Annotated in this window: 24 protein-coding genes; 14 read left to right on the top strand and 10 right to left on the bottom strand. The window is 42.5% G+C overall.

All coding sequences use genetic code 11. The features are described from left to right. Positions 1 to 93 precede the first annotated feature (93 nt). Positions 94 to 996 (bottom strand): helix-turn-helix domain-containing protein, encoded by a 903-nt coding sequence (locus AC23N5_RS21485; protein WP_487757194.1) that lies wholly within the window; start codon positions 994 to 996, stop codon positions 94 to 96. A 104-nt stretch (positions 997 to 1,100) separates the two neighbouring features. Here AC23N5_RS21485 and AC23N5_RS21480 point away from each other — a divergent pair, with 104 nt between their 5' ends. Next, a complete protein-coding gene (locus AC23N5_RS21480; protein ID WP_183972987.1) occupies positions 1,101 to 1,457 on the top strand; it encodes a DUF983 domain-containing protein in 357 nt (118 codons plus the stop codon). Between the two features lie 5 nt (positions 1,458 to 1,462). On the opposite strand, the gene AC23N5_RS21475 is transcribed toward AC23N5_RS21480, so the two are convergent. Further along, the gene (locus AC23N5_RS21475; RefSeq protein ID WP_487757193.1) at positions 1,463 to 2,494 is read right to left on the bottom strand and encodes an RluA family pseudouridine synthase; all 1,032 of its coding nucleotides are present in this window, start codon (positions 2,492 to 2,494) and stop codon (positions 1,463 to 1,465) included. 83 nt (positions 2,495 to 2,577) lie between these two features. Here AC23N5_RS21475 and AC23N5_RS21470 point away from each other — a divergent pair, with 83 nt between their 5' ends. The 4 genes from AC23N5_RS21470 (at position 2,578) to dcm (ending at position 8,171) form a co-directional block, all read left to right on the top strand. Further along, positions 2,578 to 3,540 carry a hypothetical protein gene (locus AC23N5_RS21470; protein WP_183972984.1) on the top strand — a complete coding sequence of 321 codons (963 nt, stop codon included), beginning with the start codon at positions 2,578 to 2,580 and terminating at the stop codon, positions 3,538 to 3,540. Between the two features lie 129 nt (positions 3,541 to 3,669). Further along, positions 3,670 to 4,224: a translation initiation factor IF-3 gene (gene infC / locus AC23N5_RS21465; protein WP_051397838.1), complete on the top strand. Its 555-nt coding sequence runs from the start codon at positions 3,670 to 3,672 to the stop codon at positions 4,222 to 4,224. Positions 4,225 to 4,296: 72 nt separating this feature from the next. Further along, on the top strand, positions 4,297 to 6,846 hold the full coding sequence (locus AC23N5_RS21460; protein ID WP_487757192.1) for a serine hydrolase: 2,550 nt from the start codon (positions 4,297 to 4,299) through the stop codon (positions 6,844 to 6,846). Between the two features lie 68 nt (positions 6,847 to 6,914). After that, positions 6,915 to 8,171: a DNA (cytosine-5-)-methyltransferase gene (gene dcm, locus AC23N5_RS21455; protein WP_487757191.1), complete on the top strand. Its 1,257-nt coding sequence runs from the start codon at positions 6,915 to 6,917 to the stop codon at positions 8,169 to 8,171. On the opposite strand, the gene AC23N5_RS21450 is transcribed toward dcm, so the two are convergent. Continuing rightward, complete coding sequence (locus AC23N5_RS21450) at positions 8,147 to 8,911, bottom strand: Eco47II family restriction endonuclease (RefSeq protein WP_487757190.1); 765 nt, start codon at positions 8,909 to 8,911, stop codon at positions 8,147 to 8,149. The genes dcm and AC23N5_RS21450 overlap by 25 nt on opposite strands. Positions 8,912 to 9,095: 184 nt before the next feature. Here AC23N5_RS21450 and AC23N5_RS21445 point away from each other — a divergent pair, with 184 nt between their 5' ends. From AC23N5_RS21445 to AC23N5_RS21420, 6 genes are all read left to right on the top strand, one after another. Continuing rightward, positions 9,096 to 9,482, top strand: a complete 387-nt coding sequence (locus AC23N5_RS21445; RefSeq protein WP_487757189.1) for an RHS repeat-associated core domain-containing protein — start codon at positions 9,096 to 9,098, stop codon at positions 9,480 to 9,482. An 80-nt stretch (positions 9,483 to 9,562) separates the two neighbouring features. Then, complete coding sequence (locus AC23N5_RS21440; protein WP_487757188.1) at positions 9,563 to 9,793, top strand: hypothetical protein; 231 nt, start codon at positions 9,563 to 9,565, stop codon at positions 9,791 to 9,793. A 22-nt stretch (positions 9,794 to 9,815) separates the two neighbouring features. Further along, the gene (locus tag AC23N5_RS21435) at positions 9,816 to 9,935 is read left to right on the top strand and encodes a GH-E family nuclease (RefSeq protein WP_487757187.1); all 120 of its coding nucleotides are present in this window, start codon (positions 9,816 to 9,818) and stop codon (positions 9,933 to 9,935) included. Further along, entirely contained in the window at positions 9,932 to 10,258 is a 327-nt protein-coding gene (locus AC23N5_RS21430; protein WP_487757186.1) for a DUF2185 domain-containing protein, read from the top strand. The genes AC23N5_RS21435 and AC23N5_RS21430 overlap by 4 nt, the downstream gene beginning before the upstream one ends. 252 nt (positions 10,259 to 10,510) lie before the next feature. Beyond that, positions 10,511 to 11,548: an RHS repeat-associated core domain-containing protein gene (locus tag AC23N5_RS21425; RefSeq protein ID WP_487757265.1), complete on the top strand. Its 1,038-nt coding sequence runs from the start codon at positions 10,511 to 10,513 to the stop codon at positions 11,546 to 11,548. Between the two features lie 11 nt (positions 11,549 to 11,559). After that, a complete protein-coding gene (locus AC23N5_RS21420) occupies positions 11,560 to 11,910 on the top strand; it encodes a hypothetical protein (protein WP_487757185.1) in 351 nt (116 codons plus the stop codon). A 476-nt stretch (positions 11,911 to 12,386) separates the two neighbouring features. Here AC23N5_RS21420 and rpe read toward each other — a convergent pair whose 3' ends face one another. From rpe to AC23N5_RS21400, 4 genes are all read right to left on the bottom strand, one after another. Beyond that, entirely contained in the window at positions 12,387 to 13,040 is a 654-nt protein-coding gene (gene rpe, locus AC23N5_RS21415) for a ribulose-phosphate 3-epimerase (RefSeq protein WP_487757184.1), read from the bottom strand. 43 nt (positions 13,041 to 13,083) lie between these two features. Then, the gene (locus AC23N5_RS21410) at positions 13,084 to 13,935 is read right to left on the bottom strand and encodes a bifunctional transcriptional activator/DNA repair enzyme AdaA (protein ID WP_487757183.1); all 852 of its coding nucleotides are present in this window, start codon (positions 13,933 to 13,935) and stop codon (positions 13,084 to 13,086) included. Positions 13,936 to 14,010: 75 nt separating this feature from the next. Next, complete coding sequence (locus AC23N5_RS21405; RefSeq protein ID WP_122930489.1) at positions 14,011 to 14,400, bottom strand: hypothetical protein; 390 nt, start codon at positions 14,398 to 14,400, stop codon at positions 14,011 to 14,013. Between the two features lie 64 nt (positions 14,401 to 14,464). Further along, the gene (locus AC23N5_RS21400) at positions 14,465 to 15,016 is read right to left on the bottom strand and encodes an NUDIX hydrolase (protein ID WP_487757182.1); all 552 of its coding nucleotides are present in this window, start codon (positions 15,014 to 15,016) and stop codon (positions 14,465 to 14,467) included. A gap of 114 nt (positions 15,017 to 15,130) precedes the next feature. On the opposite strand from AC23N5_RS21400, the gene AC23N5_RS21395 reads away from it, so the two are divergent. Next, positions 15,131 to 16,003, top strand: a complete 873-nt coding sequence (locus AC23N5_RS21395; protein WP_487757181.1) for a DUF2911 domain-containing protein — start codon at positions 15,131 to 15,133, stop codon at positions 16,001 to 16,003. A 181-nt stretch (positions 16,004 to 16,184) separates the two neighbouring features. Here the strand turns inward: AC23N5_RS21395 and AC23N5_RS21390 are convergent, their stop codons facing one another. From AC23N5_RS21390 to AC23N5_RS21380, 3 genes are all read right to left on the bottom strand, one after another. Next, positions 16,185 to 16,775, bottom strand: coding sequence for a bifunctional nuclease family protein (locus AC23N5_RS21390; RefSeq protein WP_122934321.1), 591 nt, complete (start codon positions 16,773 to 16,775; stop codon positions 16,185 to 16,187). Positions 16,776 to 17,030: 255 nt separating this feature from the next. Beyond that, on the bottom strand, positions 17,031 to 17,996 hold the full coding sequence (locus tag AC23N5_RS21385) for an electron transfer flavoprotein subunit alpha/FixB family protein (RefSeq protein WP_487757180.1): 966 nt from the start codon (positions 17,994 to 17,996) through the stop codon (positions 17,031 to 17,033). A 37-nt stretch (positions 17,997 to 18,033) separates the two neighbouring features. Continuing rightward, positions 18,034 to 18,771, bottom strand: coding sequence for an electron transfer flavoprotein subunit beta/FixA family protein (locus tag AC23N5_RS21380; RefSeq protein WP_183972965.1), 738 nt, complete (start codon positions 18,769 to 18,771; stop codon positions 18,034 to 18,036). A gap of 108 nt (positions 18,772 to 18,879) precedes the next feature. On the opposite strand from AC23N5_RS21380, the gene AC23N5_RS21375 reads away from it, so the two are divergent. Further along, a complete protein-coding gene (locus AC23N5_RS21375) occupies positions 18,880 to 19,209 on the top strand; it encodes a tetratricopeptide repeat protein (RefSeq protein WP_487757179.1) in 330 nt (109 codons plus the stop codon). A 117-nt stretch (positions 19,210 to 19,326) separates the two neighbouring features. After that, complete coding sequence (miaB, locus tag AC23N5_RS21370; protein WP_487757178.1) at positions 19,327 to 20,781, top strand: tRNA (N6-isopentenyl adenosine(37)-C2)-methylthiotransferase MiaB; 1,455 nt, start codon at positions 19,327 to 19,329, stop codon at positions 20,779 to 20,781. Positions 20,782 to 20,787 lie beyond the last annotated feature (6 nt).

Genomic DNA, 20,787 nt, shown 5'->3' with positions numbered 1-20,787 from the left:
ACGAAAACTTTACCGTCAATTGATAGGTTGAACTTCTGTTTATTTATTCGTTTTTCCTAATAAAATACAATATATTTTTGAAATAGTTATTTTTTAGAAAAGACTCACTCGTTCTGAGGCTCTTTCGGAGGCCAAACGAAGCTGAAATTGCTTGGGTGTTTCGCCCACTTCTTTCTTAAACAACCGAACGAAATAAGAGTAATCTTCATAGCCTAGATAATCGGCAACGGCATTCACTGAAGTGTCGCTGTGGACCAGCATTCGTTTGGCTTCGATGATGATACGGGTCAAAATCAACTTCCCCGTACTTTGATTGAGGCTTTGCTGACAAATCCTAGTTAGGTGGCGGGTGGTCATGTTCATGGCGTCCGCGTATTCCTTGGGAAGTTTTAAAGTTCTGAAATTTTCTTCAATCAATTTTTCCAATTTTTTGATTTGAACGTAATTGTGAGAGTAATAATCGCTTACAGGGCGATTGTCAGTATAAACCCGCGCCAATTCGATATAAAGCACATCTATCAGTGAAATAAGTTTTTGGGATTTAAACGGACGTTCGTGCTGCGATTCTTCATAAATCCATTCAAAAATTGAAGAGAGAAGGGGCTGTTCTACCGATGAAAGATAGACAACAGGATAGTTGGTTTGCAGGTAAAAAAAAGGAAAATCGCTTATTTTTCGGGTTAAAAAAGCATTGTTATAAAACTCTTCGGTATGAAAAACGACAAACCCGTCGGCATCATCTGACAAATTCCAACAATGCACTTGACCAGGAGTTAGTAAAAACAAACTACCAGGTTGTACGGGGTAGGTTTGGAAATCAATTTCGTGCGTGCCTTCGCCAGATGTAAAAAAAACAGTTATGTACGTGCTATGTTTATGAGGGTGGTTGACAAATTGGTGGGTAGCTAGGTGTTTTTTTAGGTTATTGACATACAACACCTTGGAGAGGTCTGCTTCGGTAAACTCTGTGATGCCATAAATAGGAATATCTTTCATGTTTATTTCAATGATGTCTGTATTGTCCTATTTTTTGCTACAAAAGTAAACCAAATCTTTCTGTCCTTGACCGTATTTTTGTATTTCAAAAAACAAATACAACCATGTCACTCATTCACGTCGTTCAAAATAAGTGCCCAAAATGCCACCAAGGTCAGGTTTTTTCAACCAATAACTTACTTACCTTTCGCCCTGCAACGATGAAAGAAAGTTGTGCGCATTGCGGGCATAACTTCAGCAAAGAACCTGGGTTTTATTGGGGTGCTATGTACGTTAGTTATGCCCTTGCTACCTTCGAAATGGCCATCGTTTATGCCATTTGCATCCTGATATTTAAGTTTGATGCCTTGGCCATTTCCAACCTAATCGCGAGTATCGTTGTCGTTTTGGGATTGTTTCCGTTCAATTTCAGAATGGCGCGGTTACTCTGGCTTTATTTGTTTTCGGGTGTTGTGGAATAAAAGGGCTATTGATTGGCGTATTTATCCCATTTTTCCAGCACTGTCGTAAAATCTTCTGGCAGTTCGGACTCAAACTGTAACCATTGTTTGGTACGAGGATGTACAAAGCCCAGCGATTTGGCGTGAAGTGCCTGCCGAGGCATAATTTGCAGACAATTGTCCACAAAAGCTCGGTAGCTTCCGCTCGTTGTTCCGCGCAAGATTTTATCGCCACCATAAACAGGATCACCGAAAAGCGGATGGCCCAAAAATTGAAAATGTGCCCTAATTTGGTGCGTTCGCCCCGTTTCTAGTTTACATTTGATAAGTGATACATATTTATAGGTAGCAAGTACTTCGTAGTGGGTAACGGCGTGCTTGCCCTGGCTTCCATCGGTATAAACGGCCATTACTTTTCGGTCGCGGGCACTTCGGCCGATGTGCCCTACAATTGTCCCTTTTTCTTCTTTAGGAATCCCCCAAATGATGGCGTAATACGTACGCTCAGTGGTGTGTTCAAAAAACTGCCGGGCCACGTGGGCCATCGCATATTCGGTTTTGGCAATGACCAACAGCCCCGACGTGTCTTTGTCGATTCGGTGAATCAGGCCAGGGCGCGCCTCTCCGTTTCGCCCCGTAGGCAAATTTTCAAAATGATATAAAAGTGCATTGACCACGGTGCCGTTCCAGTTGCCATACGCAGGGTGTACGACCATCCCTGCGGGTTTGTTGAGCACCAGTACTTCGGGATCTTCGTAGGTGATTGAGAGCGGAATATTCTCAGCCAAAATCTCCGTAACCCTCGGCGGATGTGGCATCGCAACCGTTATAATATCAAACGGTTTTACTTTATAGCTTGACTTTACAGGTTTATCATTAACTTTGACCGATTCAGTCTCAATCGCATTTTGAAGCTTAGTCCGTGTGACTCCCGAAAGATGATGTTTGAGGTAGTGGTCGATTCGCATCAGGGTCTGACCTTTGTCGGCCACAATGCGGTGATGTTCGTAATATTCTTCTTCCTCGTCTTCGTTGGGGGGGAGCTGATTTTCTGACATTGAATTTTTTGTTATTTTTCGCAATAAATTCCCAAGGCTCACGTTTCTTGGGCGGTAACTACTCTAACTAATTAACAAACATTATGGACTACAATCAAGGACAAAAGAATGACCGCAAAAGCCTGCTCCTTGCTGCACTAGCGATTTTAGCGCTACTCAACGTGGTGTTAATTTATTTTTTCTACAAAGAACGGGAAAAGAATAAAGAACAAGAAACGGTGATTGCGGCAAAAACGGAAGAAGTCGTGGCTACCAAAATGAAACTTGACTCAATTTCGGCTCAACTAGACCTGAAAATCGCTGAAATACAGCAATTAGGAGGACAAGTGGATTCATTGATTACGTTGAAACAACAACTTGACCGCGATCGGGCTGCGTTGAAAAATTCAGCAACGGCAGCGTCGGTAGATGTGTCAAAATACAAACAAAAAATTGCCAACTACGAAGCAATTTTGGCCCAGAAAGACCAAGACATTGCAAAGTTGAAAGAAGAATTGGGTATTGTAACCGCTCAAAATCAGGAACTTTCAAGCAAAGTTTCGGGACTTGAGGGCGAAAAAGCAAACTTACAGCGTACGTTTGAAGATTCGGTGGGTAATTTGAGTACCAAAAACAAAGAACTTTCTGACAAAGTAACGATTGCGTCTGCGTTGAAAGCCGAAAAAATTGAAGTAAATGCAGTTTCTTCAAAAGGCAAAGAGCGCGACGGTGGAAGCTACCGTGCCAAACGCATCGACAAATTGAAAGTGGATTTTGATTTGGCGGGTAATCCAATTGCGAAAAACGGAAACCGTGACGTTTATTTAAGAATCCTTGATCCTGAAGGAGCAGTAATGGCAGACATGGCGACGGGTTCGGGTACGTTTTTGTACAGTGGCCGCGAGACTGTATATACCGCAAAACAATCCCTTAACTACAGCAATGACGGTTCACAAGGGTCGATCATTTACTCAAGAGCAGGTGTTCCGTTGAAAAAAGGCGAACACACGATTGAGTTGTATTGTGAAGGTTTTCGCATCGGTACTACGACTTTCAAAGTCAAATAAGCTGGAAGTTTCGCAAGAAATTTTAACTTTGCACTAAATTTTAAACTTTTTTCACCAAATTTTTGTAGAAAATTCAACTATTCGTTAGTTTTCGCATCAAACACAAGATTACCATAATTTAATTATTGAATGGCTCAACAACAACGCAGACCTTTTCGCCCAGTAAGACAAGAAGAACCGTACCGTATTAATGAACGTATCCGTGTACCACAAGTGCGGATGGTTGGAGAAAATGTTCCACAAGGAATTTTTGACATCCAACAAGCACTTAAAATGGCGGAGGAACAAAACTTAGACTTGGTAGAAATTTCGCCTAATGCTGTTCCACCTGTTTGTAAGGTCATTGATTATTCAAAATTCAAGTACGAGCAAAAGAAAAAGCAAAAGGAAATCAAAGCCAATGCTCAGAAAGTAGTGATTAAAGAAATTCGCTTTAGTCCAACGACTGATGATCATGATTACGATTTTAAATTGAAACATGCCCTTAACTTCCTCAAAGAAGGAGCAAAAGTAAAAGCGTATGTGCAATTCTCTGGTCGTGAGATTGTATTCAAAGACCAAGGATATAAACTCCTTGAGCGCTTTGCCAAGGCATTGGAAGAGGTGGGGAAAGTAGAACTTGAACCAAAATTGGAAGGTAAACGCATGAGTATGATTTTGACGCCCAAGGCGTTGAAAAAGTAGTTGTGTATCATCTATAACTTTAAAAAGCGTGAGCCCATTTCGGTCTCACGCTTTTTTTATAACGAATAAAAAATGGCTTCGTACAGCACACTTCATCAATGGGCTCGTAAGGCTTACTGGTTATGTCTTGCCTTGACTGCTCTGGGTACTGCAATGGCCCAACCCAATGCTCAAAAACTCGCTACCCTAGATTCTTCTTTGACCTTACTCCACCAACGTGGCATGTTGAATGGGACATTTTTGGTGGCCAAAGAAGGGAAAACGGTGTATAAAAAAGCGTTTGGAACGGTAGCAGCCAATGCTACTCAATCCTTAACAACTGCCTCCGCTTTCAATCTAGCTTCGGTGTCAAAGCAGTTTACGAGCATGATTGTTATGATGCTCAAAGAAGAAGGGAAGCTCCAATACGATGATAAGCTCAAACAACACCTGCCCGATTTTCCCTACGATACCATCACGATTCGGCATTTGTTGAATCACACCCACGGGTTGCCCGAGTACTTCGATTTGGCAACGCAGTACAACACTACTCTTGATACCTTAACAAATGAAGGGGTTTTAAAATTGCTCAAAAACCACCGCCCACCGTTGCGGTTTCAACCCAATTCTCAATTTTCGTACTGTAATACAGGGTATATTTTGTTGGCGTGTCTAATCGAAAAATTGACAGCTGAGCCTATTCAGCGCTATCTTGAACGGAAAATTGTGCAACCCTTGGGATTGAAAAATACCTACATCTATACCCTCACCATGCCCAAATCGCCCGAAAATAGGGTCTATGGCTCCAAACGAGTAAATGGGAAATATGTGCCCAATGATTTGATACGTTTAGACGGAGTTTGGGGCGATGGAAATGTGTATTCTTCTGTCGAAGATTTGTTGATTTGGGAACAGGCATTGTTGACCGAAAAACTGATTAAAAAAGCGACACTGCAAGATGCTTTTAAGCCTGCCAAACTCAACGATGGCTCGTTTTCGTGGTATGGCTTTGGGTGGGGATTAGATAAAGAAGGAATGAAAGTTTCGCATACGGGAGGTTGGGTTGGCTTTCAAACGATTATTGAACGGCACCTAGCGCAGAAATGGACGTTTATTGCCCTCACGAGCTCGGAAGACGGAACGGCGATTCGGGTAGCGCAACAGATTTTAGAAGGAAAAATTGCCAAACTCCCTACTACTGAACTCATTACCAACGCTAAAATCGTGGATGGAACGGGTATTGCCTCTTATGCGGGCGCCGTTCGTATCAAAAATAACCTTATTTGGGAAGTTGGTGATTTGCAGCCTTATGGGGGAGAGAAAGTGACCAATGCCAACGGATGGGTGTTAGCCCCTGGGTTTATTGATGCCCACAGCCATCATTTTGGCGGACTAGAAAACCGCCCTGATGCCGAAGCCCTAGTAAGTCAGGGAATTACGACCATAGTGATTGGGCAAGATGGAAGTAGCTATCCAATAGACACCCTCCAAAAGCGAATGAAGCAACAGCCCGTGGCAGTCAACGTGGCGACCTACACAGGGCACTCGACCCTACGTGCCAAAGCGATGGGGGCAAAAAGCTTGTTCCGAACCGCAAAAACGGACGAAATTGAGAAAATGAAGCGCGAACTCAACGCCGAGATGGAAAAAGGTTCGTTGGGGTTGGCAACGGGTTTGGAATATGAATCTGCCTTTTTTTCCAACCGTGATGAGGTGCTGCAATTGGCCAAAGTCGCAGCCAAAGCAGGCGGAAGATACATAAGCCACATTCGCAGCGAAGACATTGGGTTTGACGAAGCCTTGGACGAAATCATTGAGATTGGACGGCAAACCAAGATGCCCGTCCAGGTTTCTCACATTAAAATAGCCAAACGCGATCAGTGGGGGCGTTCGCGGGAAGTGTTGGGGACCTTGCAAAAAGCGCGAGCGCAAGGAATCAACATTACTGCCGATTGTTATCCCTACGATTTTTGGAATTCAACTTTGCGGGTGTTGTTTCCAAAACGGGATTATACCAACGCTGAAAGTGCCGAATTTGCCGTTAACCAATTATTTGACCCCTCGGGTTCGGTATTGGTGAGGTATGCCCCCAACGCTGCGTACGTGGGGAAAACCATCTCAGAAATTGCTGCTATCCGAAAAGAAACAACGTCCAAAACGCTCATGGGGCTGATTGCCGAAGCGGCCGATTTTGACGAAAAAAAACCTGATTTTAAGGGAAGTACCGAAACCATCATGGGAAAATCCATGAGTGAAGAAGACGTCGCCAATTTTTTGGCGTGGCCTTTTACGACTATTTGTTCGGATGGAGGTTGGGGTGGGCACCCTCGCGGGTACGGGGCGTTTACTCGGGTGTTGGGAAACTATGTTCGTGAAAAACAACTCATGCCCCTAGAAACGGCGATTCAGAAAATGACTTCCTTGACGGCAGAAAACCTAGGCATTCGGCAAAGAGGACTCATTCAGCCCGCTTTTTATGCCGACTTGGTATTGTTTGACCCCAATCGAGTCAATGGCAATGCGTCCATTCAAAACCCAACGGCCTTGTCTTCGGGCATCGAACGGGTTTGGGTCAATGGCGAAGAAGTATATCACGCCCAAAAATCGACAGGGAAGCGGTCGGGGGTGTTTATTGGGAGGTGAGTCCAAACTAATTTTTCGTTGGTTGTTTTTTGAATTCAAAAAAAAGCTAAATTTGTAACCAATATATAATGTTTTATAATTTGGTTATGGATGAATTTTTGACACTCTCTGAAACAGCTGAATTGCTTGGAAAAAATAAAGAAACCCTAAGACGTTGGGATAGAGAAGGAAAATTGTCAGCCGTAAGAGAGCCTATGAGCAACTATCGTGTTTACAGAAAAACGGAAGTTTTAGAGTTATTCTCTGATTTTGTCCATTTGGATACCCGTGAGACGGTTTCTAATTATGTTTCCCCTCAAAGAGACTATAAAGTTTTGGAGTTATTTGCAGGCGCTGGTGGGTTGGCCGTTGGAATGGAACAGGCTGGCCTTAAATGCGTAGCCTTGAATGAAATAGACAAATTTGCTTGTGCAACCTTACGCAATAATCGCCCCAATTGGAGAGTGCTGGAAGGAGATATTAAGAATTTTGATTTTTCAGAATTTAATGGACAAGTAGATGTTGTTACGGGTGGTTTCCCGTGCCAAGCATTTAGTTATGCGGGGAAAAAATTAGGCTTAGCCGATGCCAGGGGAACGCTATTTTACGAGTTTGCCCGTGTTGTCAAAGAAACTAACCCACTTATTTGCATTGGCGAAAATGTGAGAGGATTGTTGAGTCATGATAATGGGAAGACTTTGCAAGGAATGATTTCTATTTTGGATGAGATTGGTTATAAAGTTGTTCCTGTTCAAGTTTTAAAAGCCATTCATTATAAAGTCCCACAAAAAAGAGAACGGTTGATTTTAGTTGGTGTAAGAAAAGATATTGATACTGAATATCTGTATCCAAAACCATACAAAAAAATATATAATCTAAAGGATGCTTTGAAGCAAGGCGAGCTGTTTGATTGTGATGTTCCAACATCAAATGGTGCAAAATATCCAATGAGTAAAAAGGCTGTTTTAGATTTAGTACCACAAAAAGGTTATTGGCGTGATTTACCGCTTGAAATTCAAAAAGAATTTATGGGAGGTAGCTTCTATTTAGGTGGCGGTAAAACAGGAATAGCAAGAAGAATTGGCTGGGATGAACCCTGTCTAACACTTACTTGTAGTCCTGCTCAAAAACAAACGGAACGTTGTCATCCCGAAGAAACAAGGCCATTTACTGTGCGTGAATACGCTCGTATTCAAACCTTTCCAGATGATTGGGGATTTGCTGGTTCCTTAGCGCAACAGTATAAACAAATTGGAAATGCAGTGCCCGTAAATTTGGGTCGTGAAGTTGGGTATTCTATTGTTAAGTTTTTAAACGAATATCATAACTCATTAAATCCCCAGTAATAACTGTAGTTTTCAAACGTGATTTGGTCAAGAATCGAACGTTTTGACTCGTCAATTTCAGATTTTATTTCATCTAATGCTGAATTCTCAACAATGATATTGTCCGCATTTATAGCGTTGAGGTAGTCTTTTATTGCTAATGGCAATGCTTTGTACAATTGCAAAAGGGCATTAGGTTGTCCAGACAAAAGGGCGTAAAATTGGTCACCAGAAATTTTAAATACGCGACTATGGCTATATTCTTTGCCATTAATTTCGCCTTTCCAGTGTTCATTAAAGCTTCCTTTTGATAAAATTTGAACCCAGTAACATTTGGCTTTTTTGTAGTCGTCTGCGTATCGAGCTAATTTTTGGAATAACGCCTCAGACGAACTACTATTCATCGTATTATGCTTGTTTTTGATGTCAGCAAATAGCGTATTATCTGTTGCTTTAATATCAAACCCACTTAAATTGCCAATTTCGTAGCCATTGATTCCACCTAAAATTTGCTCATGGAAAGTGCCAATAGAATTGTTAATAGATTTGTCTATTTGCCTTAGAATTTCAGATTGAATTAAATCTTCTTGGTTGATACCATTAAACTGAGCGTCAAAAGTCAGTTTAATGGTATCAACTTTGTTACTGTAAAAACTCTTCTTACTGATGTTATTTTTTGCTTTTAAGTAAGAACTATGCAAATTTTGGATGCACTTGAGCAAATGCTCGTCAGAAATAAAGTCAACGTATTGGTGAGCCATATCGGTAGTTTGAAAAACTAAGCCACCAAGTTACAGTTTTTGAGAGAAATTGTCAAAATTTTGTGATTTTTGGGGTGACCTTTAACAGACTGAAATTAGCAACCTAAAAAATGAGAGTATTGTGATTTGAAAAACTTTTTGAGCTTTGTTATTTTAGTAGTATTTAGGCAATACCCGGGTGGTAGTGAGTGGGCAAGGCGAGGTAGTGCAACGAAATGATTATTATGCTTTTGGATTAGCTATTGATGCCGTAGATAGAACTGTAAATAAATACACCTACAACGGCAATGAGTTACAACCAGAGACAGGTTTGCTGGATTATGGTGCAAGGCAGTATAATGGAGCAGTGGGAAGATGGTTTGGAATTGACCCTCTGGCAGAGAAGTATTTAGCATGGTCTCCATATCATTATACTTACAACAACCCCGTAAATAATATTGACCCCGATGGGCGAAGCATTTGGACAAAAGCCGCCAAAGCAGTTTTCAAAGTAAGCAAAGTAGTAGCCAAAGAGGGAGTAACAAGCCTCAAAAAAGGAGCTTCTGGGCAGACGCTTTTAGTGATATTGTAGATAATGCCAATACCCTCACAGACAAAAATGCAAGTGGTTGGGAGAAGGTAGGAGCAGGATTAAGCTTACTATCAGAGGCATTGCCTGTAAGTGCGGGAGATGTGAAAGATGTCTATAAAGGTGGGAAGAAATTGCTGGGCGTGGCCGATGATGCAGGAGAGGGGGCAAAAACATATAATCGAGTAAAACCAAGAAAATCTACACTTGAAAAAGTAAAAGAAAATCAGCCAAGAAATGAAAAAGGTGAAATGATAGCCCCAAATACAAAAGAACCATTAAAAGACGGTGAAATTGATTTGGGGCATAGGTAATGAATGGAGATCCAGAAAACAAATGCACGAGGAACAAGGGAGAACAAGGAAAGAAGTGATAGAAGCTGAAAACAACCCCAATTTGTACCAGTTAGAGGATAGAAAGGCAAACAGAAGTCATAAATATGAGAAAAAACAATGATAAAAAAGACTTTTAAAATTCAACCAGAATATATTAAAAAACTAGTTTCTGGTATGGGTAGTTGTATTGCTTCTGACAAAGTCACTGTCGAAGGATATGAAATTGGTTATATGTACAGAGAAACGCCCGACTTTGATACTGATAGCGGCTGGCGTTTTTTTTCAGGAACTGAAAATGAAGAATATATCAACAATCCAGAAAATTTGATGATATATGATGTAAACACTATTGCTAATTACGATCCCTATATCATACCATACTTGAATTTAAATGTTGGAACGGAGTTGGAGAGAAAAGTAAATAATTCTTTTGAAGTTATTTAAGCCATTACTAAAACTGTTGTGCATAGCATAACAAACGTTGTGCGTTGGCTTCCAACGGAAGACTGCGTACTAAACATAAGTAAAGTATTTGTGACATGGTAAGCGCCTAAAAACCCACCAGTTCGTCGTAGTGTTCTAAAAAACAAAAACCAGAACCGTTGTTCGTTATCTTCAAGACTACGCACTAAACATAAACGGAGTGTCTGTGACACGGTGAGTGCCTAAAATGTACCCTAAAGCGAGTCAAAAACCATAATTATATACACGTGCGAGGGTCAGTATATCTTTCAAAGTGCTACCGTAGGGGAGTACCAGTACTATGTGACTGACCACTTAGGCAATACCCGGGTGGTAGTGAGTGGGCAAGGCGAGGTAGTGCAACGAAATGATTATTACGCTTTTGGATTAGCTATTGATGCCGTAGATAGAACTGTAAATAAATACACCTACAACGGCAAAGAGTTACAACCAGAGACAGGTTTGCTGGATTATGGTGCAAGGCAGTATGATGGAGCAGTGGGAAGATGGTTTAGTATTGACCCGCTGGCTGATGAACCAGTACAATTAGATAAAAGCCCTTACGCTTACGGCTGGAACAATCCCATCAAATATACTGACCCAGACGGACAATGTCCAGATTGCCCAGAAAATGATCGTACATCACATGGGCAGTTACAAAGAGCTTTTTTAGGTCACGAAAACGATATTGGCAACTCTCTGATTGACTTAGGGAAAAAAATTCTGAGTTATACAGATTTTAATGATGCAACAGTCATAGCCACCAATATAACCAGAGGTGGCAATGCTATTAACTTAGATGGAACATCAGCGTCTACTTTTGATAAAGTTAGTGCGCATTTGGGGGCTGCTTTACCTGTAGTGAGTGGTAGTGCTGTCAAGAAAGGGGTAGAGTTTGTAGGTGAAAGAGCATTTGGCGCTTGGAAAGCACTTACTGGTAAGTACGAGCAGGCACACCATATTATTCAAGATGCCGCTGTTAGGAATATACCTGGCTATAAATATCGGGATGCTCCTAATGTACATTTGAAAGGTAAAGCAAATGTTATAGGCACGGAGCATAATATTGCTACTCAAACCCAAAATAAAACAATAGGTGGTGGAACTTATGGGGCAGAGAGAAGAATAGCATATCGAGCTTTAAGAAACGCAGGGGTATCAAGAAATGATGCTAAAATATTTGTTAGAGAAGCGGACAAATATTTCATGGGAAAGCTAAATATGACCCTTTCAACACCTACAAATTATCCAAAAACTAGAGTAAAACGATAATAGTTAATAAAATGGACTCTTCTTTCTTTTCATTCGCAAACATTTCATACTGTCTCGTAAAATGCTTAATCGGTCAAAATTACAATGAATTAAATGATTATAGCTTTGACAAACAAGGTATTACGAAAGAAATAATTTCTGTGATTGAATCATATCCAGATCAGCTGATATTGGCTGATAAAGAATATTTTTTTAATTACGAATTAGTAGAAATAGAGTTTCCAAAAAAAACATTTCTATCCGAGTACTTTATTTCCTTTTATCTTCCTGTTGAGAATGGTGAGAGCGAATTGAGAATTACTATAAGAGTTTCCATTGATAAAAATAAAAATATTTGGTTTTCTATTTGGGAGGTTAAATAGAAAAGTCTCTAACCTTGAGTTTTTATCACAGCATTCTAAAAATAAAACATCAAAAAGTTTTGCGTCGTCTTAAAGACTACGCACTAAACATAAGCAAAGTGCCTGTGATACGTGCCTAAATAGTGCCTCAAAGCGAGGCTAAAGCAGCCCAGTTCAAAAAAACTCAAGAATAGTCTTAACCGCTCAATCGCGCTGTAGCGCAGTATAAAAACAAGCGTGCAATACAAGCCATAAGCTTTATTATCTATGCGTTTCCTATTGGTTAACAATGTGAAATACAAATAGATAACATTCTATTTTATGCTCTCGAATGTTCTTTAGGGGATATTATTAGTGCCGAAATGAGAGAAGATAAACTTTTTGTAAAGGGTCTGAAGAATCAGGTAATCGTACGCTTGGGGAGGTTTGTTGCATAGCTTCTTGAACAGATGCTTAAATTCTGTCCTAAGGTATGCAACAAAGCCTTGCTTCACCTACTAAACCTTCTTAAGCTGAGCAATCGTCTCGATAGGGTCTTGGGCGTTGAACACGAAGCTGCCAGCTACCAAGGCCCGAGCACCTGCGTGGTAGAGGAGTGGGGCGTTTTCTTGGTTCACTCCACCGTCGATTTCAATAACCGCCTGACTTCCTTGCTTCTCAATCAGGGCAGCGGCTTGGCGAACGCGTTCGTACGTGCGCTCGATGAACTTTTGCCCACCAAAACCTGGATTGACGGACATAATTAGTACCAAATCCAAATCGGCAATGACGTCTTCGAGAACGCTTACGGGCGTATGGGGGTTAAGGGCAACCCCTGCTTTGGCTCCTAAGTCCTTGATTTGTTGAATAGTACGGTGAAGATGCGGGCAAGCTTCGTAATGAACTGTCAAGACCTCGGCTCCTGCTTCACGAAAGGCGGCAAGGTAGCGCTCAGGTTGCACAATCATTAAATGAACATCCAGCGGTTTTTGAGCGTGTTTCTTAATGGCAGCCGTGACGGGAAGTCCAAATGAAATGTTGGGCACAAACACACCGTCCATGATGTCAACGTGAATCCAATCGGCTTCGCTTGCATTTAGCATTTCAACATCACGTTGGAGATTAGCAAAGTCGGCGGCCAAAACCGAAGGAGCAATAAGGGGAGAAGTCATGAAAAAAGAAATCTTGATTTTGGCCGCAAAGTTCGCCTTTTTTTTACGAAATCTGGCTCATTTCCCAGCCCAAAATTGCCTTTTTTCGGGTAATACCCCAGCGATAGCCCCCAATTCCCCCGACTTTTTGCAAAACCCGATGGCAAGGAATCAGATAAGCAATGCGGTTACTTCCAATGGCAGTTCCTACGGCTCTGTGGGCAGAAGGTTGACCGATTCGTTGGGCAATTTGCTCATAACTAGCTAGTTGTCCTTTTGGGATGGATAACAAGGCTTCCCAAACTTTGATTTGAAAATTGGTGCCGCGCAATAAAACTGTAATGGGCTGTGCCGCGTCATGGGAAACATCAAAAATCTGATTGACCGTAGATTGCGTGATTTCGGGCGTGTGAATCCAGGTGGCATTTATCCATTCCTGCTGGAGCGAACGGGTGAGCGGTTCAGCTTCATCTTCCTCCAAAAATCGCAATTCCATTACCCCCCGAGCCGTAACTGCAATAAAACAAGCCCCGAAAGGCGTTTCATGGATGCCGAAGTGGATGGTAAGCCCTTCACCTTTGTTTTTAAATTCTGCGGGAGTCATGGCTTCGTAGGTCACAAACAAATCGTGCAAGCGACTGGTGCTCGATAAGCCTGCTTCAAGGGTGGTATCAAGTAAATTGGCCGACTGGGCGAGGCGTTCTTTGGCAAATTCTTTGGTTAAAAAACGCAAAAATCGCTGTGGACTTGTCCCCGCCCAACGGCTAAAAAGTCGGTTAAAGTGAAACTCCGATAACGCAACGTGGTCGGCAATTTCTGCCAACGACGGCTGTTGCTGAAAATTAGCTTCAATAAAACGAATTGCTTTTTCAATTCGTTGGTAATCAATGTGTTGTTGTTCGCTGATAGTGTCCATTTCTGGGGAGATTTCTTTCAGCAAAAATAGGCAGAAATCAGCAGTACATTCAATCCGAATCTTGCTCAATTGGCCTCATTGGTCGGTTGAGTCACTTAGCTCGTAGCGCACGTAAGGCGCGGACGTATCAGCAACCATTTGGCTTTTTTTCTGGAACTTGTTTTTACTTCGGAGGGTAGGTTGTTTGTAATTAGTGGGCTGACTTTTAACGGATTTAACCGAAAAAGTAATCCCGCCTACCTGTTTTTTACTCATTTGAATCTGTTTCTGTTCTTTGTACGACAAGTGCGGCGAAAAAACAAAAGGTACTTTGTCCACCTTAATGGTGGTTTTAGGGTTGTTTTGGGGCGAAGGATAATTATTGCGGTCTTCTTTGTTGTGTTGTGCGTTACTGAGATGGGAGTTTAGAACCCACAACAAACACATAACCGCCATGCTTCGACATGGAGTTAAGGTACGCTTCATGATGGTACTTGTTCTGATTGGAATACACTACTTAAAGTACCAAAGATAAGCGGAATTACCTGTTTTACTCAAAAAAAGTACTTAATTTTTGTTTGCGTGCCATGCGCATAATAGATTCAGAGTTATTGTAGTGCGCTACCTCTTCCAGCGGAACCCAGACCAAGTTTTTGGATTCATTGTTGATTTTCAAGGGTATAGATTTATTGGCACGCAGTATGAAACGTATGTCGTAGTGAAAATGGGCAGGATCTTTGGCATTCGCAGGGATTAGGTGAACATCCACATCATAGATTGAATGAGACACGACTTCAACCGACCCTAAGCCCGTTTCTTCTTGTGCTTCCTTCATCGCTACCTGTAAGATATCCCATTCGCCGTCGGCATGGCCACCAGGTTGAAACCAGCGGTCGAGTTTTCGATGGTGCATCAGCAGGACAAACTGCCCTGTTTCGTCCACCACCCAAGCAGAACCTGTGATGTGACCAATCTGGAGTGAGCGCTCAAAACACGCAGGATTTTGTTTCACAAATTCAATGGTTTCGAGCCACATGCGTTGTTCTTCGGTGTCGGCGGGTTGGTACGCTTGGAGGAGTTGAAGAAGTGGAGTACGGTTCATACGTTTGTTTAAATTGCACAATATTCAGGGACGAAGGTATGGAATCTATCACATTCTTTTCCGTATCTTCGCCTCGAAAATTTCCCAAATTTATTTAATAAAATACCTAAAAAGATGAAAAAATCGTTGGTAATCACTGCTTTAACTTTTGTTAGCGGTATGGCTATGTCCCAAATCCGTACCCCACAACCTAGTCCAGCAGCGACAGTGATGCAAACTGTAGGAGTCACTGACATTACGGTAAAATATTCTCGCCCAGCCGTAAAAGGCCGTGAGGTGTTTGGTAAACTTGTTCCTTATGGACAGTTTTGGCGCACAGGTGCCAACCAAGCAACTGCCATTGAGTTTTCGACGGATATTATGTTGGATGGTAAAACGGTTCCAGCGGGTAAGTACTTCCTTTACAGCATTCCAAATGCGGATGCGTGGACGGTAATTATCAATAAATCAGCAGCTACTGCGCCCGAACAATACAAACAAGCAGACGACGTGGCCCGTATATCGGTGAAGCCTGAGCAAGCTGCCATGACGGAATCGTTTGAAATAAGTTTCTCAAACATTACGGATTCAACGGCTAATTTGGACATCAAATGGGACAAAGTGAAAGTAAGCCCATTGTTGGCAATTCCTACGACTAAAATTGTGGAAACAGCCATTGATAAAGCAGCGGAAGCAAGTGCTAACAACATGAACGCGGGTGCAACGTATTTGTTGGGCAAAGGAAGCAACCTCCAAAAAGCCCTTTCGATGGTCAACCAAGCGGTTGCTTACAAAGAGACTTTCCGTAACGTTTGGACGAAAGCCCAGATTTTGGCTAAGTTAGGTAACTTTGCTGAAGCAGCACCGTTGGCGAAAAAAGCGTTGGATTTGGGTCAGTCGAGCAACGATACTTCTTTCCCATTCTTTAAAGATGCCATCGAAAAAGGCGCCGCTGAGTTTGCCTCAAAAATTCCAGTGCCTGTATTGCCTACTAAGAAGAAAAAGTAAAAATTTTCTCTGTGCCTCGCGTCTGACTATCGTCTGACGCGAGGTAAACGTCAGACGATAGTCAGACGAGAGACACACGTCAGACGATAGTCAGACGGGAAGCCTAATTTGCCATTTACCAAAAAAGCCTCGTCTTCACGGGGCTTTTTTGGTGAGCTATAATTTTAAAAAACAGGCGAAATTAATTCCGACGGGCTATTTCGTCACGAATTTTAGCGGCTTTTTCGTATTCTTCGTTGTTGAGAGATTGTTCCAACACTTTGTGGAGCTCTTCCAAACTCATGTTTTTGATTTGGTCAGTCCATGAACGTGGCTTTGACGACTGTACAATTTCTTCGATGGGTTCGTCGGCATCAGTTTGTGCGCCAGAGGTTATACCTGCTTCCGACAAAATGGTTTCGTACGTATAAATTGGTACATTGAAACGAAGTGCAATGGCTATGGCATCAGAAGGGCGCGCATCAATGACCGTATCACGAATGCCATCAGTGCATTGCAAACGTGCGAAGAAGATACCTTCTTTTAAATCCGAAATAATAATTTCACTGACTGAATAATTGAATGCCTTTGCAAACGACTTGAACAAGTCGTGGGTCATGGGACGATTGGGCTGGATTTTTTCTATTTCTATCGCAATGGCTTGCGCTTCAAACATCCCAATAATAATCGGTAAACGACGGTTCCCGTATTCTTCTCCCAACACCAAAGCAAACGAACCAGTTTGGGATTGGCTTGGGGAAAGCCCCAAAATTTCAAGTTTTATTTTTTCCACTATGATAAATGCTAAAGCACGGCTTTTTTTAGGACACAAAAATAATAAACCTGCGGGGATTTGAAAAGGCTTTCTTTTCTCCCGCAGGTTTGTAACAGTGGAACTTTCAACGAAGTTTCAAATTAGTAAAAGACAAGAGGCAAATTAGCAAAGAGCAAGGGGCAAACTTGCAAAGGGCAAGAAACAAATTAGCAAAGGGCAAAAAGCAAATTAGCAAGGGGCAAACTTGCCTCTTGCCTACTTGCCCTTTGCCTTTTATTTACTCTCTTTCACCGCTTTGGTCAAGCGAGGTAAAATGTCAAATACATCACCTACGATACCATAGTCGGCGGCTTTGAAAAATGGCGCTTCGGGGTCTTTGTTGATAGCCACAATCACTTTGGAAGAGTTGACGCCCGCAAGGTGTTGAATGGCTCCCGAAATCCCGCACGCAATGTACAAATTAGGAGCCACTTTGATACCTGTTTGACCAATGTGCTCGTGGTGAGGACGCCAGTCAAGGTCAGAAACTGGTTTTGAACAACCCGTAGCTGCACCAAGTGACTGTGCCAAGTCGAGAAGCGGTTGCCAATGCTCAGGGCCTTTCATTCCACGTCCACCCGACACCACAATGTCGGCTTCGGTCAACGACAACTCGCCGCTGGCTTTTTCTTGGCTTATTACTTTTGCCACAAAATCGCCACCACCAAGGGCAGGAGAGAAGCCAACAACCTCGGCACTTCCGCTGCCAGCAATGGCCTCAATGGCATTTTTCTTAATTCCCAAGATTTTGATTGCTCCTTTTACCGAGACTGTCGCAAAGGCTTTTCCCGTATAAATACTGCGTTTTACTTTAAAACCGTCGGTCAAATCGGGCAGCTCAGTGACGCCTGATACAATGCTTGCGCCTAATTTAGCGGCGGCACGTGCCCCCATCGAATCACACAAACCTGATTTTGGTAAAATAACAACCTCAGCTCCTTCTTGCTGCACTGCGGCGGCCAATACCGAGGCGTAAGCCATGGCATTTTCAGTGGCTAATTCTGACGCGTTGGCGTGCAAAACTTTGCTGGCTCCGTACGCACCTGCGGAGGCTAATTCTGACGCTTCGGCATTGCCAATGGCCAATACAGTGGCGGTTGTTCCTTTTACTTTGGCAATTTCTGCCCCGTAAGCAACGGCTTCCAAAGATGTTTTTTTGATACTACCGTTGTCGAGTTCTACAAATATTAAAATTGACATGATTTCTAAGTTTTTTGCGTTTGAAAATTGACAGTTTTTACAACACCTTCGCTTCTGTTTTGAGCAATGAAATGAGGGTTTCCGCTTGGTCGGCAGGAATCATCTTACAAGCACCTTTAGGGGCTGGCAAGGTGTATTTGTCCAAGGTCGCAAGCTCGTCAACGGCCACTGGTTCAACCACTTTTAAGGGCTTCGTACGAGCAGTCATAATTCCACGCATGTTAGGGATTTTCCATTCAGCGATAGGCTCTTGGCAACCGAGTACCAACGGAAGCGGCGCTTCCAAGTTTTCTTTACCTCCTTCAATTTCACGGGCAAACTTGGCGGTAGAACCTTCAATATCAAGTTTCATTACAGGAGAAAACGACGGAATTCCAAGCATTTCGCCCACCAAACTGTGAACAACTCCACTGTTAAAATCAATGGATTCGCGTCCCATCAAAATCAAGTCATAGCTGCCATCTTTGGCGATGGCTGCAATTTGGGCAGCGGTAAAGTACGAGTCTTGCGGGTCGCAATTGACACGAATGGCATCGTCGGCACCAATGGCCAATGCTTTACGGATTTGAGGGTCACTTTCGGCTTCGCCTACGTTCAAAACAGTGATGGTTCCTCCCAGCTTTTCTTTCAATTCAACGGCTCTGGCAAGGGCGTAGTCATCGTATGGGCCGATGATGTACTGCACGCCTGCTTTGTTAAATTTAGTGTCATTGTCGGTAAAACTGATTTTGGCCGTTGTATCAGGTACGTTGGTAATGCAAACTAAAATTTTCATGTGCTTCGTCGGGATTATTTGAAATATAACTTTAAGGAGATTTATTTTGTTGGTGCAAATATATAAAGCACAAGGTTTAAAAATAGTATGCTTGCATAATAATTTTTTATGGACAATAACCGACTCGAATTACTGCTTCAATTTTACGAAGAAGATTCTCAAGACCCTTTTAATGCGTATGCGTTGGCGATGGAGTATCTAAACAAAGACACGGCAAAGGCCAAAGTCTATTTTGATACTTTGCTGGACGAGCATCCTTCGTATTTACCAACGTATTACCATGCTGCGGCGTTGTATGCGGCCCTCGAAAACCTCGAACGGGCCGAGGCATTGTACCAAAAAGGGATGCAATTGGCTCTCCAACAACAAAATACCAAAACACTCCAAGAGCTACAACGCGCACACCGCCAATTTTTGGATGAACAGGAAGATTGGTAAAGCCCAGCAACCTGGGGAGTGAACCCCTTAAAGTTTGTTAAACTCTGCCACTTTGTCAGTTTTGTCGTCTATAATTTGTACCTTTGTGGTTCAATTTTTTTTTAACGAATTATTGGAATGATTACCTCAACATTAAAAATATTGTCGGAAAGCGATAAAGAGGCGTGCGAAGTCGTGAAAGTGAGTGAAGAAGAATTGGCGGCAGGAAAAAAACGGCTGTTTATCGAAAGCTATGGCTGTCAGATGAATTTTTCGGACAGCGAAATCGTCGCCGCAGTCATGCGTAATGCCGATTTTGCCACTACTTCTTCGGAAGACATGGCCGATGTCGTTTTCTTAAATACTTGTTCAATCCGTGATAACGCCGAGCAGAAAGTTAGAAACCGATTGAAACACCTCAACACGTTGAAGAAAAAACGCCCAGGTATGATTGTGGGTGTGTTGGGATGTATGGCAGAACGCCTAAAAACCAAGCTCTTAGAAGAAGAGAAAATTGTTGACATCGTGGCAGGCCCCGATTCTTACCGCGATTTACCACGGTTGGTAGAAGAGGCAGAAACGGGCCAAAAAGCAGTAAACGTATTTCTTTCTCGCGAAGAAACGTATGCCGATATATCACCTATTCGCCTCAATTCCAACGGAATCACGGCTTATATCAGTATCATGCGTGGTTGCGATAACATGTGTAGCTTCTGCGTAGTACCTTATACCCGTGGACGTGAGCGTAGCCGCGATCCCTTTAGCGTAGTTCGTGAAGCACAACAACTCTTTGATGAAGGCTACCGTGAAGTAACGCTTTTGGGGCAAAATGTGGATTCATATAAGTGGAAAGGGACAGAAGAAACTGCCGAAAACAATGATTTACCTACGATGGTGAATTTTGCACAGCTGTTGGAAATGGTCGCGACCATTAGCCCAGATTTGCGCGTACGTTTTAGTACTTCACACCCTAAAGACATTACCGATGACGTACTTTGGACAATGAAAAAGTACGAAAATATCTGTAAATACATCCACTTGCCAGCGCAAAGCGGAAACAGCCGTGTGCTGAAAATTATGAACCGTACGTACGACCGTGACTGGTATATCCAAAAAATTGACCGTATTCGTGAGATTTTAGGGGTAGATTGTGGTATTTCAACGGACATGATTACGGGCTTTTGTTCGGAAACGGAAGAAGAACACCAAGATACGTTGACACTGATGGAGTACGTAAAGTACGATTATGCGTACATGTTTGCTTACTCAGAACGCCCAGGAACTCCAGCTGCCAAAAAACTCAAAGATGACATTGCGGAGGACGTAAAAAAACGCCGTTTGCAAGAAGTGATTGCGGTACAATTGCAGCACTCAAGCGAGCGCAATCAATTGGCTGTAGGTAAGATACACAAAGTGTTGGTTGAAGGGCCATCAAAGCGCTCGGATGATTTCTTGTGTGGCCGAAATGACCAAAATAAAGTGGTAGTATTCCCGAAAGAAAATTTCAAAAAAGGAGACTACGTACAAGTGCTAGTAACAGAATGTTCGTCGGCTACTTTGATTGGAAAAGTAGTGGAAATGGAAACGATTTAAGCTTTT

The sequence above is a fragment of the Runella sp. R5_40 genome (genome assembly GCF_057652295.1).
Note: the sequence above shows the minus strand (reverse complement) of the source record. Positions and strands in the feature narration are given on the sequence as shown.

Excerpts from the sequence above, each read along its gene's own strand:
- AC23N5_RS21485 (WP_487757194.1), bottom strand. The coding sequence starts at position 996 with ATGAAAGATATTCCTATTTATGGCATCACAGAGTTTACCGAAGCAGAC.
- AC23N5_RS21480 (WP_183972987.1), top strand. The coding sequence starts at position 1,101 with ATGTCACTCATTCACGTCGTTCAAAATAAGTGCCCAAAATGCCACCAA.
- AC23N5_RS21475 (WP_487757193.1), bottom strand. The coding sequence starts at position 2,494 with ATGTCAGAAAATCAGCTCCCCCCCAACGAAGACGAGGAAGAAGAATAT.
- AC23N5_RS21470 (WP_183972984.1), top strand. The coding sequence starts at position 2,578 with ATGGACTACAATCAAGGACAAAAGAATGACCGCAAAAGCCTGCTCCTT.
- infC (WP_051397838.1), top strand. The coding sequence starts at position 3,670 with ATGGCTCAACAACAACGCAGACCTTTTCGCCCAGTAAGACAAGAAGAA.
- AC23N5_RS21460 (WP_487757192.1), top strand. The coding sequence starts at position 4,297 with ATGGCTTCGTACAGCACACTTCATCAATGGGCTCGTAAGGCTTACTGG.
- dcm (WP_487757191.1), top strand. The coding sequence starts at position 6,915 with ATGTTTTATAATTTGGTTATGGATGAATTTTTGACACTCTCTGAAACA.
- AC23N5_RS21450 (WP_487757190.1), bottom strand. The coding sequence starts at position 8,911 with ATGGCTCACCAATACGTTGACTTTATTTCTGACGAGCATTTGCTCAAG.
- AC23N5_RS21435 (WP_487757187.1), top strand. The coding sequence starts at position 9,816 with ATGCACGAGGAACAAGGGAGAACAAGGAAAGAAGTGATAGAAGCTGAA.
- AC23N5_RS21430 (WP_487757186.1), top strand. The coding sequence starts at position 9,932 with ATGATAAAAAAGACTTTTAAAATTCAACCAGAATATATTAAAAAACTA.
- AC23N5_RS21420 (WP_487757185.1), top strand. The coding sequence starts at position 11,560 with ATGGACTCTTCTTTCTTTTCATTCGCAAACATTTCATACTGTCTCGTA.
- rpe (WP_487757184.1), bottom strand. The coding sequence starts at position 13,040 with ATGACTTCTCCCCTTATTGCTCCTTCGGTTTTGGCCGCCGACTTTGCT.
- AC23N5_RS21410 (WP_487757183.1), bottom strand. The coding sequence starts at position 13,935 with ATGGACACTATCAGCGAACAACAACACATTGATTACCAACGAATTGAA.
- AC23N5_RS21405 (WP_122930489.1), bottom strand. The coding sequence starts at position 14,400 with ATGAAGCGTACCTTAACTCCATGTCGAAGCATGGCGGTTATGTGTTTG.
- AC23N5_RS21400 (WP_487757182.1), bottom strand. The coding sequence starts at position 15,016 with ATGAACCGTACTCCACTTCTTCAACTCCTCCAAGCGTACCAACCCGCC.
- AC23N5_RS21395 (WP_487757181.1), top strand. The coding sequence starts at position 15,131 with ATGAAAAAATCGTTGGTAATCACTGCTTTAACTTTTGTTAGCGGTATG.
- AC23N5_RS21385 (WP_487757180.1), bottom strand. The coding sequence starts at position 17,996 with ATGTCAATTTTAATATTTGTAGAACTCGACAACGGTAGTATCAAAAAA.
- AC23N5_RS21380 (WP_183972965.1), bottom strand. The coding sequence starts at position 18,771 with ATGAAAATTTTAGTTTGCATTACCAACGTACCTGATACAACGGCCAAA.
- AC23N5_RS21375 (WP_487757179.1), top strand. The coding sequence starts at position 18,880 with ATGGACAATAACCGACTCGAATTACTGCTTCAATTTTACGAAGAAGAT.
- miaB (WP_487757178.1), top strand. The coding sequence starts at position 19,327 with ATGATTACCTCAACATTAAAAATATTGTCGGAAAGCGATAAAGAGGCG.